We start from the raw sequence: 14245 nt of genomic DNA on the forward strand, positions 1-14245 counted from the left end.
TTCCGGCTGTCTGCGACCGACGTCCGGCTGCTGGCGATCACATCCGACCGCCCGCAGCCAACGCCCGCCGGCACACGCTGGACGCCGGTCAACACGCCATTGACGTCACGCGATCGACACCCGTCAGCACGCAGTTGACGCTCGCCTGCCGCCGCTTGACGTTCGGCTGCCGTTGTTTGACGTTCGGCGGCCGCCGCTTGCTGTTCGGCTGACCGCCGTTGACGAACCACGGCCCAGCGTCGACGACCCACGACCCACCGTTGTCGACGACCCACAACCCACCGTTGACGTCCCACGAACCGCGGCCCGCATCAGAACCACCCGCCCCTACTGCGGATCCGGTCCCACCGCCACCGGCCGTTCCGGATCCGACGACCACTCCGACCACGAACCGACGTACAGCGCCGCCGGAATGCCCGCCACCGCGAGGGCCAGCACCTGGTGCGCCCCGGACACCCCGGAGCCGCAGTAGACGCCGACATCCGCGCCGTCCGCCGCGCCGAGCGCCGTGAAGCGCGCCCGCAGCTCGTCGACCGGCAGGAACCGGCCATCCGCGGCCACGTTTTCGGTCGTCGGCGCAGAGAGAGCGCCCGGAATGTGCCCGCCGACCCGGTCGATCGGCTCGATGTCGCCCCGGTAGCGCTCCCCCGCGCGCGCGTCGAGCAGCACCCCGGAACGCGCCACGGCGCCGGCCGCGTCGGCGTCCAGAAGTGCGACGTCCGCCGGGGCCGGGACGAAGTCGCCCTCCGGGTGAGCGGGTTCCGTGGTCTCCAGCGGCCCCTCCCAGGACGGCAGCCCGCCGTCGAGAACCCGCACGTCCGGGTGACCCGTCCAGCGCAGCATCCACCATGCGCGGGCCGCCGCCCAGCCCGCTCCGCCGTCGTAGACGACCACCGGACGGTCGCCCGACACGCCCGCGCGACGCATCGCTGCGCCGAATTCGGCCAGGTCAGGCAGGGGATGACGGCCCCGCAGGCCAGGGGCTGCGGCCAGCTCCCGGTCGAGGTCGACATAGCCGGCGCCCGGGATGTGCCCGGCCATGTACTCGGCCCGGCCGTCGAAGGGCGGCTCGCCGTCGGCCTTGGCCAGGGTGAGCTGCCAGCGGACGTCGAGCAGGGTGGGCGGGTCCTCGCCGCGGAGCAGTTCCGCGAGCCGGGACGCGGTGATGATGGCTTCCATGGTCACCATCCTTACGTCAGGGGTGGCCGCGCCGTCCAGGTCCGGCTACTCTGCTCCGCCAACAGTCTCGATCACCGGGCGTACCGGATCGGGCACATGCTGTACGGCCGACCGAAATTCGACGGCTGCCGCCCGGTCGACGGGTGGGACACCACAGGCCGGGCATCCTTCCCGCAGACCGCGCGGGGACCTGCGGCGCGGCAGGGCATGTGGTGCCGCCGGCGGTGCGAGCATCGGCACGAGCGTGCGCGCGGTTGCTGTACGTGGGTTGCGGAGAGCGGAAGCGACACGGCCATCACAAGGGTGGCCGGGGAGAGAGTGACGATGACCGACGCACGTGCTTCGGCGGGCCCGAACGGCGACACGCACGCCCGGCGCCCGCCCGGCACACCCTGCTGGGTGAGTCTCATGGCGCACGCGTTGGCCGCCACCGAGGAGTTCTACGGGGCGCTGTTCGGCTGGGAGTTCATCGAGGGCCCGCGGCAGCTCGGCCCTTCACTGCGGGCCCTGCTCGACGGACATGAGGTGGCGGGCATCGGCCAATTGCCGCCGGAGCGCGATCTGCTGGTCTCGTGGACACCGTATCTGGCCTCCGACGACGTGGATCTGACTGCGGAAACGGTCAGGCTGTGCGGCGGCACGATCGGGGTGGGCCCGCTGGACGCGGCGGACGCGGGCCGCATGGCGATCGGCTCCGATCCGTCGGGCGCCGTGTTCGGCATCTGGCAGGCCGTACGGCATCTCGGCACCGGCATCACCGGCGTGCCCGGCACGCCCGCGTGGAACGAACTGGTGACCTACGAGACGCAGAGCGTCGCCAAGTTCTACGGGACGGTGTTCGGTTACCAGGAGGAGACGGTGGAGGCCGCCGGCCTCGACTACATGGACCTCTCGGTGGACGGCAGGCCGGTGGCCGGTGTCCACGGCGTCGGGAACGCGGTGCCGAGCGACCGGGGCCCGTACTGGAGGACGTACTTCGAGGTGGCCGAGACGGACAAGAGTCTGCGGCAGGTCGCCGAACTCGGCGGCAGGATCCTGGAACCGGCCCACGACAGCCCGCACGGCCGGGTGGCCACGGTGGCGGATCCGGAGGGTGCGGTGTTCTCGGTGATCGAGGATCCGCACTGAGCCGACGCCACCCGTCCTGACGGGCGGGGCACCTGTGTGAGACAGCTCAGGACGGGTGCACCGGCAGGACGTCCGGGGAGAGTGCCGCCGCCCGGGCCCTCGCCGCTGTCATGCGGCGGCGGTGGTCGTGGCGGCGGCACAGAACCTCGCGACTGGCGATCTTCGTGACTTCCACCGTCGGACTCACCGTCAGGAGGCCAGGGCCAAGGAAGTTCGGGATGTGATCAGTAGGTCGTGCTGTCGGCGGAAGCCAGCCCGCATCGGCTGATCAGGCGGCGCCACATCCGCGCGAACGGCCCTGCCACATGTACGCACAATGGGCCACCATGAGAAAAGGAGACCGACGTCTCCTGAGTCATCGCCCGGAAAAAGTGCTGCCCCAGCGTGGTTTGACGGGTGGTGGTCCACCGAAACCCGTGGCGATGTGCGAGAAGGTCGTGGACGAGTTCACGAGCGAGCCCCTGACGCTGAAACGTCTCGTGTATCCAGATATCGAGGATCAGTCCCGTGCGACAGCTATTGCAGGTACGGAAACGAAGCCGTCCTATAACGGTGCTCTGCGGGTCGAGGAGCACCATTTCGGCGGCAGCACGCTGATCGGCGTACAGGGTCCCGAGTAGCGGCGGCGACTGGTGACGCCGGGAGTCGAATCGCTCCGACATAGATCGGCTGCCTCCCAGGTCGGTCCGACCTCACTCCATTCTTGGGACGACACTATAGCGAGCACATCTGATCGCCGGAACCTCACATAAGCGCCGCGAAGATCCGACGGGCGGGGCTTTGGCGGCGGCCTCTCCGCGCGATCATGGACTAACAAAGACGGCCTGCATCCAGGAAAGCCTTTCACCGGATTCCTGACAATGTCGGCGTTTACAACAGCCGCCTGGCCGTACGGTATCGACTCAAAAGCACTTTCTCGTTCAGCCTGTAGTACCGGGAGCCCGAAGGCCCTGCCGTGCAGATCCAGGGCACCGGCAACACGGCTGTCTGCCGGCCGGTCATGGGGTTGGCCTCGGAAGACTCGGCCACCGACACCGATAAGATGGCGAGTCTGTGCTACGAGAGCTCCCTCATCTGATCATGACTCGCTCGACCGAAGGTCTCCTCGCATGATCCAGACGGCCGATGCCGCCGACGTCGTCCCCGATACCGCGTCCAGCCGTCCGGGTCTGTCGTCACCCGCCGACCCCGCGCCACTGCATCGCGCGATCACACTGCTCGCCATCATCAGCTTGTTCATCGGCATGCGCGCCGACTGGGGCACCGCGATCGCGAAGCGTCCGGCGATCGCGTTTGTCATCACCCTCGGTTACGCCGGAATCCTGGCTCTCGGGATCTTCGCCCTCGCGGTGCGCAGCCGCCGCGCCCTCGTGCGCGTCGACGCGGGCGCCCTGCTGCTCGGCATCGTTCTGGCGCTGTGCTCGTACGTTCTCGCCACCAGCATGAACGACGAGACGGTGCTGATGACCCAAGCCACGCACGAGCTGGTCCACGGGCATGCGGTGTACGGGCACGAGTGGCCGTGGGTGTTCCAGCGCCACCATGTCGGGGTCACGAAGACCATGTCGGGCGGCGCGGACTACTCCTTCGCGTATCCGCCGCTGGCATTGCTGTTCAACGCCCCCGTGTACGCGTTGATCGGCACCAAGGCGGTCACCTTCGTCCCGACGATCCTGTTGATCGTCGGTGCCGCGGTGTTGTGGGTACTGCTGCCGACGCCCTGGCGGTCGGCCGCGACGGCGGTCTGCCTCGGCTTCCCCATGCTCAAGGGGTACGCGGCCATGGGCTATCCGGCGATCCCGGCACTCGTCCTGCTCATCCCCGTGGTGACGCGCTGGCCCTCCATCGGCGCCGGGGGGCGGCTTCGCCGCTGGGACGTCGTTCGCGCGGGGCTTCTCGGTGCCGCGTGCGCGACGCATCAACTGCCCTGGTTCGTGGCGCCGTTCCTGCTGACCGGTCTGTACGCGGTGCGGCGCGGTGAGCTCTCGGGGCGGGCCGCGTTCGGTCTGGTCGCACGCTTCACCGCGATCTCCGCGGGCGTGGCCCTGGCCGCCAACGCCTACTTCATCGCGCAGAGCCCGCGGGCCTGGGTCTCCGGCCTGATCCTGCCTTTCACCCAGCACGGGGTGCTGCACGGCCAGGGCATCATGGGCCTGTCGTACTACTTCTCCGACGGCAGCAGCCGACTGGACTTCTACTCGTACGCCAGCATGCTGCTGGCCGCCGGACTGCTCGCGTTGTTCGTGCTCTTCGTACGGCGGTTGGGCCCGGCCGCCACCGTACTGCCGTGGTGCGCGTTCTACGTGGCAACACGGTCGCAGGACGGCTACTACCTGATGATGACACCGCTGTGGGTCGCGGCCGCAGCCACCGCCCCCTGGTCCGCCTTCACATCCGCCTGGCAGCCCCGGTTGCCGCTGGGCCGACGGCGGGCGGTCAACGCGGCCGTGGCAGCGGCGGCGCTGCTTCCGGCCGCTGTCTCTGTGACCATCGCCGCTGCGAGCGGGCCGCCGATCCGGCTGACGGTCAACGACGTCCAGGGTGACAGCCGCGGTATCAGCGGGCTCACCGTGCAGGCGACGAACACCGGTGACACCGCACTGACCCCGCACTTCGCGTCGAGTACCGGCCAGAGCACATCTGCGTACTGGACCGTACGCAGCGGCCCGAGCGTGCTGCGCCCGCATCAGTCGGCGCGTTACGTCCTGGTGTCGAGTACCGGACGCTACTCCCTCCCGAACCGGCCCCACCTGCGGGTACGGCTGAGGGCTTTCACCGACAGGCCGCAGACCCTGAGCAGCACGGACATCCACGTACCGAAGAGTTAGTGCCGCGGCAGGCAACGTTCGCCCCGTCGCGACGCCCGGCACGCACTCTCGCCGCACCGGCCGAAGACCCAAGTACGTCCAGTACGAGGGCCTCCGGCCGGCACGCCGAGAGCACGCACCAGACGCCGCTCCTTCACGGGCAAACGTTGCCTGCCGCGGCACTAGGGCCTGTCGTTCGGATCATGCCGCAGACGCGGCTCGATCCGAACGACAGGCCCTGGCAGCTGTCCGTCACCTGCGGGTGGTGGCCGCCTTGGTCGGTTCGGCGCCTGAGGCACGCACCGTGGTGTGGGCCGGTTTCTTGTGGTGCCGGGGCACCACGTCCTGGGGGAAGGTCAACTGCTGGTTCATCCACTTCAGGGTGGCCGGCATCTCCCGTACCCAGGTGGGGAAGTTGTGGCTGCCCTGGTCGGGCAGGATCGACACGACGCGCATGGGTGCCTTGACGGCCTTGATGAACGCCAGCGTCTGCGGGTAGCCCTTCTCTCCGTGCTTGCTCTCGGCGACCAGGACGGAAACCTGCGGCACGGGAAGATGCTTGAGCCGCCACATCAGATCGTGCCCGTTGACCCGCTTGATCCGGCCCAGCCCACTGCCGAAGAGATTCCCGGTCGTGGCATCGTCCTTGACCTTGTAGTCGGGCGAAAGGGCGCCGGCCGTCGTGTACACGTGGGGGTTGCGCATCGTCAGCTGCAGGGCGCAACTGCCGCCCGAGGAGTAGCCCATGACACCCCAGGAACCGGCGGAGTGGCCCACCCGGTAGGCGGACTTCAGAGCGTCCGGAAGGTCCTTGGCCAGGAAGGTCTCGGTCTGCGGTCCGCCCGGGACGTCCACGCACTCGGTGTCGCGCGGCGGAGCGATCGTCGGCCGGATCATCACCATGATGGTGGGCTGCATCTGGCCACTCTTCTGCAGGTCACCGGCGGTCTGTGACACCCGAAGGTGCTGCGCGAGGTTGAAGATGCTGCCGGGGTACCCGCTGAGCGCGACGATCACCGGGAAGCGCTGCCTGTGGTACGCCTTCTGGAAGTACTGCGGCGGCAGGTAGACGAACGCGGGGTTGACCACACCCGTGCGGCGGCCGATGACCTTCACGGACTCCACCCGCCCGTTCACCGCCGCAGGACCGGTGGGCAGTCCGCTGACCCGGCTCAGCTGCTCATCGGTGGCGGGTTGTATCAGCGCTCCCTGCACGGAACCACCCGGCGTCAGGCCGTCGCCGTTGTGGACCGACGCCTCCGTGACACCGACGGGGGCCGTGTCGACGTTGCCGAAAAGCTCACCCCACGATCCGAAGAACTGGTAGGACGAGTTCAGCCAGCACGCGACAGCCGCGATGATCGTCACCTGTGTCACTCCGACGGCCGCCAGCCGTCCGAGCACCTGCCACAGCCCCTGCCGGGCGAGGCGTGGCCACAACCAGACCAACAGCGCTACACAAACGGCGGACAGAGCCGCCATCACATACACGGTTGTCTCGCTGGTCAGGCTCATACCACTCAATCCCTGATTTCCTTGCCCGTGGTCTTTCCGTCACCCAGAAGGAGTGCTGTGAGCCCTTCCGCGTTCCCCAAAAGGCGCTAAAGGGAAAAAGACCAGGGCCCTTCCGTGTGTCCACGGAAGGGCCCGTCGAGAACCTGAACGGCCGTCAGTCGCCCCGTAGGGTCCTGCGGTAGGCGACGCATTCCTCGTACAAGGGGAGCAAACCCTGTGCCTCCGCCTCGGCCAGCGTCGGCGCCTGCTCGTCCTTCGGGGACAGCAGCGGCTCGATGCCGGCCGGCCACTCGATGGCAAGATCCGGGTCCAGCGGATGGATGCCGTGCTCACGCTCGGGGGCATAGCCCTCGGAGCAGAGGTAGACCACCGTCGCGTCGTCCGTCAGAGCGAAGAAGGCGTGGCCGAGGCCCTCGGACAGGTAGACGGCGTGGTGGGTCTGGTCGTCGAGCCGCACGGCTTCCCATTGCTTGTACGTCGGTGAGCCGACGCGGATGTCGACGATGACGTCGATGACCGCGCCGCGCACGCACTTGACGTACTTGGCCTGGCTCGGCGGAACGTCGGCGAAGTGGATGCCGCGCAGCGTGCCCCACTTGGAGACAGAGCAGTTGGCCTGAACCAGGTCGAGGTCCTGGCCGGTCGCCTCGCGGAACTCGGCGCCGCGGAACCACTCGTGGAAGCTGCCGCGGTCGTCGGGGAAGACCTTGGGCTCCAGCACCCAAGCGCCCTCAATGCCCAGTGGTCGCACGTGTTGATCCTTGCTCGCGTGGTTCGGTTACTTCTTCAGAGCGCGACGGAGTTTGCCCGCCGCGCGGCTGAAGATCGTCGGCTCGGCGGAACGAGAGGCGGAGCTGCGCCGCCCGGGGTCCTTGGCTGCCAGGTCTGCGGCAGCGTCAGCGAGGCGTTTGACCACGGCACCACCGCTCGCGGAGACATCGAGCGCCAGAGGGAGGGGCACCGGCTTGCGGACTCCGGTCGACGGCAGGGTCAGCTCCAGCCGCCACCAGCCGTCCACCAGCTCGTCGAACGGCAGGTCGGCCTTCAGATCGGCGTCGCCGGTCACGCGGGCGGTCAGCGTGGCGGTGAGGTCGACCGAACGGCTGGTCGCGACGTTCGTCAGCTTCAGGGTTGCCTCACTCTCGCCCTGGACGTGGAACGGCAGGACAACGGCGAGCCGGCCGGGGTCCTTCGTCACGGTGACGTCGGCAGGGACCAGACCTGCGAACTCGTACGAGATCCGGTTGGTCTTCTGGTCGATGTCGAGCGAGAGGTTGCCGTGCGGGTCGGTCCAGTACGGCAGCACCATCTGGGCCGGGGAGCCGACAACGGCGGCACCGCGCCCGCGCCCGGCCGCCTCGCTGCGCAGGGCACCGAGACGGGTCTCCTTGGTCCACCCGCACGAGCTGATGCGGATGACGACATCCCAGACACCCGTGTCCAGCGCTGCGCCGTTCGCCGCCACCAGCGGATCGACCCGCGCGGTGGCGTGCAGGACCTGACGGAGGTATCCCTCCCGGCCCTCCACCGCGACCTTCTCCCGGGTGAGCTCGATGGGCTGGAAGAACTCCGCAGCCGTCGCGCGCTCACGCACGACGAGGTCCACCTTGGACTTGGCCAGCGGCGCGGAGGTGTCCGCGCCGAGCAGGGCGATGGCGTCCAGGCTGGTCTGCGGCAGCGGCGGAACCAGCAGGTCCTTGTCGCCATCGGCGCGGAAGGTGATGGGCTCACCTCCCGACTTGTACTCGGCGGTGAAATCGATCGTCAGTTCGCCGTTCTCCCAGCCGAGGTTCTCCAGGGCGCCAGAGGGCTTGATCCCCGCCTCCCACTGGGCGAACTCCTCGATGTCGCCGAGCCGGTTGGCCGCGATCAGGCCGGCGACGATCTGCTGGGTGGGCTGCAGACCGGCCGCGACACCGGGCCCGAAACGCTCGACGACCACCTTGTGGATCTCGCCGAAGAGCTCCCGGCGGTAGTCCTCCGGCAGCTTGAGCAGACGCTGTCCGCGCATGCGCTCGACCATCTCGTTGCGCAGCCAGCGGCGGAAGAGCCGGTCACGCAGCGGGCCGGGCTCGGTGAGCTCCTCGACGATGTCGAGCGCCTCGCGCAGGTTCTTGAAGTAGCCGACCGGGTCGAACCGCTGGAAGCCCGCGTTCGACGCGTCCTCGCGCTTGACGTGGTAGTAGCACAGGTAGTCGCTGAGAACGGCGATGTTCTCGGCCCGCAGGTAGGCCTCGGTGACGAAGACGTGGTCCTCGAGACGGCGGCGTCCTTCCATGTAACGGAGGTTGTGCCGGTCCAGGAACTCCTTGCGGAACATCTTGTGCGGGGTCAGGCTGTCGATCAGCGGGGCGTTCTCGACGTTCGCGTGCGGGCGGTTCTTGCGGAACAGCTCCAGCGGGACCGGGCGGCCCTTGCCGGCCATCTTGCCGACGATCACATCGGCGTTGTTCTCCACGCCGTAGTTGTACATACGTTCGAGGGCCTCGTCGCCCAGCCAGTCGTCGTTGTCCACGAACTGGATGAACTCACCCTTGGCCGCCGCGATACCGACGTTGCGCGGCTTGCCCGACCACCCGGACCCCTCCTGGTGGATGACATGCATGTGCGGGTGCTCGGCAGCAAGCCTGTCCAGGCGCTCGGGGGTCTCATCGGTGGAGCCGTCGTCGACGAAGATCGCTTCGTACTCGTCGTCCGGCAGGCTCTGGCGCAGAAGAGAGGCGATGCAGTCCTCGATGTACTTGCCCGGGTTGTAGACCGGGATCACCACGCTCACCTTGACGGGCATGTCTCTTCTTCCGCTTCAGTCACTGGGAGTCACAATGTGATGACCCGGCGCGCGGCGCCGCCCACCAAGGGCTAAGGCTAACGGGTCACGGTCGCACCGTGGTCACGTCAAACGGCGGCCACGGGCACGAACAGATCACAAAGCCCCCGCAATGGTTTGGCGAACTGTGAGGGAACACACGGAGAGGTGCTCGGCTGAGAGCCCGGTTAGGATGCGCCGCATGAAGGCTCTCGTTCTCTCCGGTGGCTCGGGCACCCGTCTGCGCCCCATAACCCACACATCGGCCAAGCAGCTGGTGCCCGTCGCCAACAAGCCCGTGCTGTTCTACGGCCTGGAGGCCATCGCCGACGCCGGCATCACCGACGTCGGGATCATCGTCGGCGACACCGCCGAAGAGATCCGGGAAGCCGTGGGCGACGGGTCGAAGCTCGGAATCAACGTCACGTACATCCCCCAGGACAAGCCGCTCGGCCTGGCCCACGCGGTGCTCATCGCACGCGAGTTCCTGGGTGACGACGACTTCGTGATGTACCTCGGCGACAACTTCATCGTCGGTGGCATCACCGGCCTCGTCGACGGATTCCGCGCCGAACGCCCCGACGCCCAGATCCTCTTGACCCGGGTGCCCAACCCGACCTCGTTCGGTGTCGCCGAGCTCGACGAGAACGGCCGCGTCAAGGGGCTGGAGGAGAAGCCGAAGCAGCCCAAGAGCGACCTCGCGCTGGTCGGTGTGTATCTCTTCACACCCTCGATCCACGAGGCCGTCCGCAGCATCGAGCCCTCCTGGCGCGGCGAGCTGGAGATCACCCACGCCATCCAGTGGCTGGTCGACCAGCACAAGGACGTCCGCTCGACGACCATCTCCGGCTACTGGAAGGACACCGGGAACGTCGCCGACATGCTGGAGGTCAACCGTTCCGTCCTCGAGACGCTCCAGCCGACCGTCGAAGGCACCGTCGACGAGTCCAGCGAGATCATCGGTCGCGTGCGGATCGACGCCGGTGCCGAGGTCCGCGGGTCGCGCATCGTCGGCCCCGCCATCATCGGCCCCGGCTCGGTGATCACCGACTCGTACATCGGCCCGTTCACCTCCATCTCCGAGGGCTGCCGGATCGACGACAGCGAGGTCGAGTACTCCATCGTCCTGCGCGACTCCTCCATCACCGGCGTACGGCGCATCGAGACCTCGCTCATCGGCCGCAGCGTCGAGGTCACCCCTGCGCCCCGCAACCCCGCAGCCCACAGTCTCGTCCTCGGCGACCACAGCAAGGTGCAGATCTCCTCATGACAACCCGAATCCTGGTGACCGGCGGCGCCGGTTTCATCGGCTCCCACTACGTGCGTACCCTGCTCGGCCCCGAGGGCCCGGGCGACGTGGCGATAACCGTCCTGGACAAGCTCACCTACGCGGGCAACCCGGCCAACCTCGACGAGGTACGCAGCCACCCGGGCTTCGCGTTCGTGCAGGGCGACATCTGCGACCCCGAGCTCGTCGGGAAGCTGATGGCCGAGCACGACGAGGTGGTGCACTTCGCGGCCGAGTCGCACGTGGACCGCTCCATCGACGGCGGGGCCGAGTTCGTCCGCACGAACGTCGTGGGCACGCACACCCTGATCGACGCCGCGCACCGGGCCGGGATCAAGACCTTCGTGCACATCTCCACCGACGAGGTCTACGGCTCCATCGACGAGGGCTCCTGGCCGGAGACCGACCCGCTGCAGCCCAACTCGCCCTATTCCTCGGCCAAGGCGTCCAGCGACCTGATCGCCCTGTCGTACCACCGCACCCACGGCCTTGACGTGCGGGTGACCCGCTGCTCCAACAACTACGGGCACCACCACTTCCCCGAGAAGGTCATCCCGCTGTTCATCACGAACCTGCTGGACGGCAAGAAGGTCCCGCTGTACGGCGACGGCGCCAACGTTCGCGACTGGCTGCACATCGACGACCACGTCCAGGGCATCGACCTGGTACGCACCAAGGGCCGTGCCGGAGAGGTCTACAACATCGGCGGCGGCACCGAGCTGTCCAACAAGGAACTGACGACCCTTCTGCTGGAGGCCTGTGGCGCCGGCTGGGACAGCGTCGAGTACGTCCAGGACCGCAAGGGCCACGACCGCCGCTACTCCGTGGACTGCACCAAGATCCGCACGGAGCTCGGTTACGAACCCCGCAAGGACTTCGCCACCGGCCTCGCCGAGACCGTCACCTGGTACCGGGACAACCGCAGCTGGTGGGAGCCCCTGAAGGAGCGCGCGGCGCTGTGACTTCCACCTGGCTGATCACCGGTGCGGCCGGAATGCTCGGGAAAGACCTCCTGGCCCGTCTGGCGGCCGACGGCGTACAGAGCGTCGGCCTGGACCTGGCGGACGTCGACATCACGGACCCGGAGGCGGTGTACGGGGCCGTCGCGGAGCACCAGCCGGACGTGGTGGTCAACTGCGCCGCGTGGACGGCCGTCGACGACGCGGAGACCCGGGAGCCCGAGGCGCTGCGAGTCAACGGCGACGGTCCCCGGAACCTGGCGGCAGCCTGCGCCAAGACCGGTTCCAAGCTGCTGCAGGTCTCCACGGACTACGTCTTCGCCGGCGACGGCACCTCTCCGTACGCCGAGGACGCCCCCACCGCCCCCAAGAGTGCCTACGGCCGCACCAAACTCGCCGGTGAGCAGGCGGTACTGGCCGAGCTCCCCGACTCGGGCTACGTGGTGCGCACGGCATGGCTGTACGGAGCGGGCGGCGGCAACTTCATCCGTACGATGATCAAACTGGAAGGTGTCAAGGACACCCTCGACGTGGTCGACGACCAGCGGGGCCAGCCCACCTGGACCGTCGACCTCGCCGACCGGCTCGTCCGCCTCGGCCGCTCCGCCCTGACCGGTGCCGCCCCGGCCGGGATCTACCACGGCACCAGCGGGGGCGACACCACGTGGTTCGGCCTCACCCGGGAGATCTTCCGGCTGCTCGGCGCGGACCCCGAGCGGGTTCGCCCGACCACCAGCACCGCCTTCGTCCGCCCGGCTCCCCGGCCCGCCTACAGCGTCCTCGGCCACGACCGCTGGTCGGCCGTCGGCATCGAGCCGATCCGCGACTGGCGTGCGGCTCTGCATGAGGCGTTTCCGGCACTGCTGGCGGCCGAGCGGCCGTAGTCCGAGGCGACGGACACTGATAGTCCCCTTGAAACAAGCGGGGTTGGCTGAACCTGTTGCCGGTTCAGCCTCCCTGCTCGTTGTCGGGTCGTCCGGCGCTCAGTGCGAACCCCTGCGCCGACGGACGACGAGGACCACACCGCCCAGCAGAGCGGCGCAGCCCGCCGCGGTGGCGATGAGTGCCGTCCGGTCCGCGCCCGTGGCGGCCACGGTGCCGCCGGACGGTGCCGTCGAGGTGGCCGACACGCCGAAGGCGAAGGTGACGCGGTCGTTGGCGGCGTCCGGGTCGTAGAGCGGGACACCGGCCGGGCCGGGACGCACGGTCGCTGTGCCCTTGGCCCCGTCGTACCCCTCGGCGGTCTTCACCCACAGCACGAACAGCCTGCTCTTGCCGGCGGCGACACCGTAGGGCACGGGGCACACGTAGTGCCGATGGCCCGCCTCGAACGGCGCAGTCCTGGTGTTGCCGACCCGGAGCAGGCACTGGCCGTACGGGGTGTCCTCGCCCTCGTCGAAGGCGTTGCCGGTCGCGACCGCTCCCTCGGGCAGGACGACATCGACCTGGGCGACGGCCTTGCTGACGATGTTGTACACGGAGGCCGGGCCGTGGTTGACGGCGTTGAGATCGAGGGTCCATTCACCCGCTTTGCGGCCGGGCTTGGCCGTGGCGGTGGCGGCGAGGTCGGCGGAGTTGTCGGCCGAGACGGTGAAGCGGCCCTTGGCGCCGGACTCGAAGCCGCTTCCCGGCCCGGAAGCCGGGACCAGCGTGAGCGCGGGTCCGGTGCCCCGCTCACTGCCGCCGCCGGGTTGCTCGTTCGGTCTGAGGAAGGTGACCGAGTAGTCGGTCACGGCGTTCAGGGCACGCTTGCCGACGGTGGCGGTCAGGGGACTGCTCAGCTCCACGGTGGCACCGGCGGGCACGGGGGCCTTGAAGATGCAGGTGACGGATGCGCGGCCGCCCGGTTCGCCCGGGTCGACAGCATCGTCCCCTTCGCCGTAGGTGCAGTTGGAGAACTTCCGGTCGAAGACCAGACCGCCCGCCGATTCCCACTGCACCATGACACGCCGGTCGGTGGCCAGATTCCCGGTGTTGCGGAGCCGGAGCGGAACAGCGAGCCGGGATCCGATCTCGGCGTGCGGCACATCTGGGACCTTGCCGACGACCAGGTTCGGAATGCCGACGACCACCTTCGCTTTCGCGGTGGCGCCGGTGGCATGGTCGGCGGTGAGCGTGTACGTGATCGTGCCGCTGTCACCGAGCTCGGCGCCCGCGTCCGCACGCACGGTGAACTGGGCCGAAGGGCTCTGTGCGGAATCCGTGTTGACGCACGTGATGACCTGCCCGTCGGCCTTGCATCTCGGGTCAACGACCGCCACGCTCGCCATGCCCGCGAGGTCACGCGCATCGATGACGAGCGTGTCGTTCGTGGGTACGGGGACTTGCGCACCGTCGTTTTGGAACCCCCAGCTCACACCGGCCGTCTGCGCGGTCGACCCCACGTTGAGCTGTGCTTCCGCCTCGATCCTCGCGTATGCCTGCGTGGGCAGAGAAGACGGTGTGACAGACGGATCGCCGGCCACGGCGGTTGCACCGGGCGCCAGGCCGAGCACCAGGGCGACCAGCGCTGCTCCGAAGACCGTGTACCTGGGTTTCATGCACATGTGATGCACGGGATGCC

General features: G+C 68.6%; 11 protein-coding genes and 1 pseudogene. 5 read left to right on the forward strand and 7 right to left on the reverse strand.

What is annotated here, in order from left to right:
• Positions 1 to 327: 327 nt before the first annotated feature.
• Positions 328 to 1179: a sulfurtransferase gene (locus ACSYGN_RS09965; RefSeq protein WP_460393999.1), complete on the reverse strand. Its 852-nt coding sequence runs from the start codon at positions 1177 to 1179 to the stop codon at positions 328 to 330.
• Between the two features lie 324 nt (positions 1180 to 1503).
• Here ACSYGN_RS09965 and ACSYGN_RS09970 point away from each other — a divergent pair, with 324 nt between their 5' ends.
• Positions 1504 to 2307, forward strand: coding sequence for a VOC family protein (locus tag ACSYGN_RS09970; RefSeq protein WP_460394001.1), 804 nt, complete (start codon positions 1504 to 1506; stop codon positions 2305 to 2307).
• Positions 2308 to 2353: 46 nt separating this feature from the next.
• On the opposite strand, the pseudogene ACSYGN_RS09975 reads toward ACSYGN_RS09970, so the two are convergent.
• Both ACSYGN_RS09975 and ACSYGN_RS09980 read right to left on the reverse strand, forming a co-directional pair.
• Positions 2354 to 2455, reverse strand: a pseudogene (locus ACSYGN_RS09975) (thymidine kinase); the annotation flags it as partial.
• Between the two features lie 76 nt (positions 2456 to 2531).
• Positions 2532 to 2969 carry a GNAT family N-acetyltransferase gene (locus tag ACSYGN_RS09980; protein ID WP_460394003.1) on the reverse strand — a complete coding sequence of 146 codons (438 nt, stop codon included), beginning with the start codon at positions 2967 to 2969 and terminating at the stop codon, positions 2532 to 2534.
• 447 nt (positions 2970 to 3416) lie between these two features.
• Here ACSYGN_RS09980 and ACSYGN_RS09985 point away from each other — a divergent pair, with 447 nt between their 5' ends.
• Positions 3417 to 5135, forward strand: coding sequence for a hypothetical protein (locus ACSYGN_RS09985; protein WP_460394005.1), 1719 nt, complete (start codon positions 3417 to 3419; stop codon positions 5133 to 5135).
• A 231-nt stretch (positions 5136 to 5366) separates the two neighbouring features.
• Here the strand turns inward: ACSYGN_RS09985 and ACSYGN_RS09990 are convergent, their stop codons facing one another.
• The 3 genes from ACSYGN_RS09990 to ACSYGN_RS10000 all read right to left on the reverse strand — a co-directional run bounded on the left by ACSYGN_RS09990 (position 5367) and on the right by ACSYGN_RS10000 (position 9417).
• Positions 5367 to 6629 carry an alpha/beta hydrolase gene (locus ACSYGN_RS09990; protein ID WP_460394007.1) on the reverse strand — a complete coding sequence of 421 codons (1263 nt, stop codon included), beginning with the start codon at positions 6627 to 6629 and terminating at the stop codon, positions 5367 to 5369.
• A gap of 154 nt (positions 6630 to 6783) precedes the next feature.
• On the reverse strand, positions 6784 to 7380 hold the full coding sequence (rfbC, locus tag ACSYGN_RS09995) for a dTDP-4-dehydrorhamnose 3,5-epimerase (RefSeq protein WP_460394009.1): 597 nt from the start codon (positions 7378 to 7380) through the stop codon (positions 6784 to 6786).
• A gap of 27 nt (positions 7381 to 7407) precedes the next feature.
• Complete coding sequence (locus ACSYGN_RS10000; protein ID WP_460394011.1) at positions 7408 to 9417, reverse strand: glycosyltransferase family 2 protein; 2010 nt, start codon at positions 9415 to 9417, stop codon at positions 7408 to 7410.
• Between the two features lie 220 nt (positions 9418 to 9637).
• Between ACSYGN_RS10000 and ACSYGN_RS10005 the strand changes: the two genes are divergently transcribed.
• Genes ACSYGN_RS10005 through rfbD form a run of 3 tightly spaced genes read left to right on the forward strand, consistent with a single transcriptional unit; the run spans position 9638 to position 12566 of the window.
• Positions 9638 to 10705: a glucose-1-phosphate thymidylyltransferase gene (locus ACSYGN_RS10005; RefSeq protein ID WP_460394013.1), complete on the forward strand. Its 1068-nt coding sequence runs from the start codon at positions 9638 to 9640 to the stop codon at positions 10703 to 10705.
• Positions 10702 to 11685, forward strand: coding sequence for a dTDP-glucose 4,6-dehydratase (gene rfbB, locus ACSYGN_RS10010; RefSeq protein ID WP_460394015.1), 984 nt, complete (start codon positions 10702 to 10704; stop codon positions 11683 to 11685). Before ACSYGN_RS10005 ends, rfbB begins: the two co-directional genes overlap by 4 nt.
• 32 nt (positions 11686 to 11717) lie before the next feature.
• A complete protein-coding gene (gene rfbD, locus ACSYGN_RS10015) occupies positions 11718 to 12566 on the forward strand; it encodes a dTDP-4-dehydrorhamnose reductase (RefSeq protein ID WP_460403357.1) in 849 nt (282 codons plus the stop codon).
• Between the two features lie 99 nt (positions 12567 to 12665).
• Here rfbD and ACSYGN_RS10020 read toward each other — a convergent pair whose 3' ends face one another.
• Positions 12666 to 14222, reverse strand: a complete 1557-nt coding sequence (locus tag ACSYGN_RS10020; protein WP_460394017.1) for a hypothetical protein — start codon at positions 14220 to 14222, stop codon at positions 12666 to 12668.
• Between the last annotated feature and the right edge of the window lie 23 nt (positions 14223 to 14245).

Source organism: Streptomyces sp. YIM S03343, from assembly GCF_054729195.1.

Coding starts and splice junctions, on each gene's coding strand:
- ACSYGN_RS09965 (WP_460393999.1), bottom strand. CDS start 1,179: ATGGAAGCCATCATCACCGCGTCCCGGCTCGCGGAACTGCTCCGCGGC.
- ACSYGN_RS09970 (WP_460394001.1), top strand. CDS start 1,504: ATGACCGACGCACGTGCTTCGGCGGGCCCGAACGGCGACACGCACGCC.
- ACSYGN_RS09980 (WP_460394003.1), bottom strand. CDS start 2,969: ATGTCGGAGCGATTCGACTCCCGGCGTCACCAGTCGCCGCCGCTACTC.
- ACSYGN_RS09985 (WP_460394005.1), top strand. CDS start 3,417: ATGATCCAGACGGCCGATGCCGCCGACGTCGTCCCCGATACCGCGTCC.
- ACSYGN_RS09990 (WP_460394007.1), bottom strand. CDS start 6,629: ATGAGCCTGACCAGCGAGACAACCGTGTATGTGATGGCGGCTCTGTCC.
- ACSYGN_RS10000 (WP_460394011.1), bottom strand. CDS start 9,417: ATGCCCGTCAAGGTGAGCGTGGTGATCCCGGTCTACAACCCGGGCAAG.
- ACSYGN_RS10005 (WP_460394013.1), top strand. CDS start 9,638: ATGAAGGCTCTCGTTCTCTCCGGTGGCTCGGGCACCCGTCTGCGCCCC.
- rfbB (WP_460394015.1), top strand. CDS start 10,702: ATGACAACCCGAATCCTGGTGACCGGCGGCGCCGGTTTCATCGGCTCC.
- rfbD (WP_460403357.1), top strand. CDS start 11,718: ATGCTCGGGAAAGACCTCCTGGCCCGTCTGGCGGCCGACGGCGTACAG.
- ACSYGN_RS10020 (WP_460394017.1), bottom strand. CDS start 14,222: ATGAAACCCAGGTACACGGTCTTCGGAGCAGCGCTGGTCGCCCTGGTG.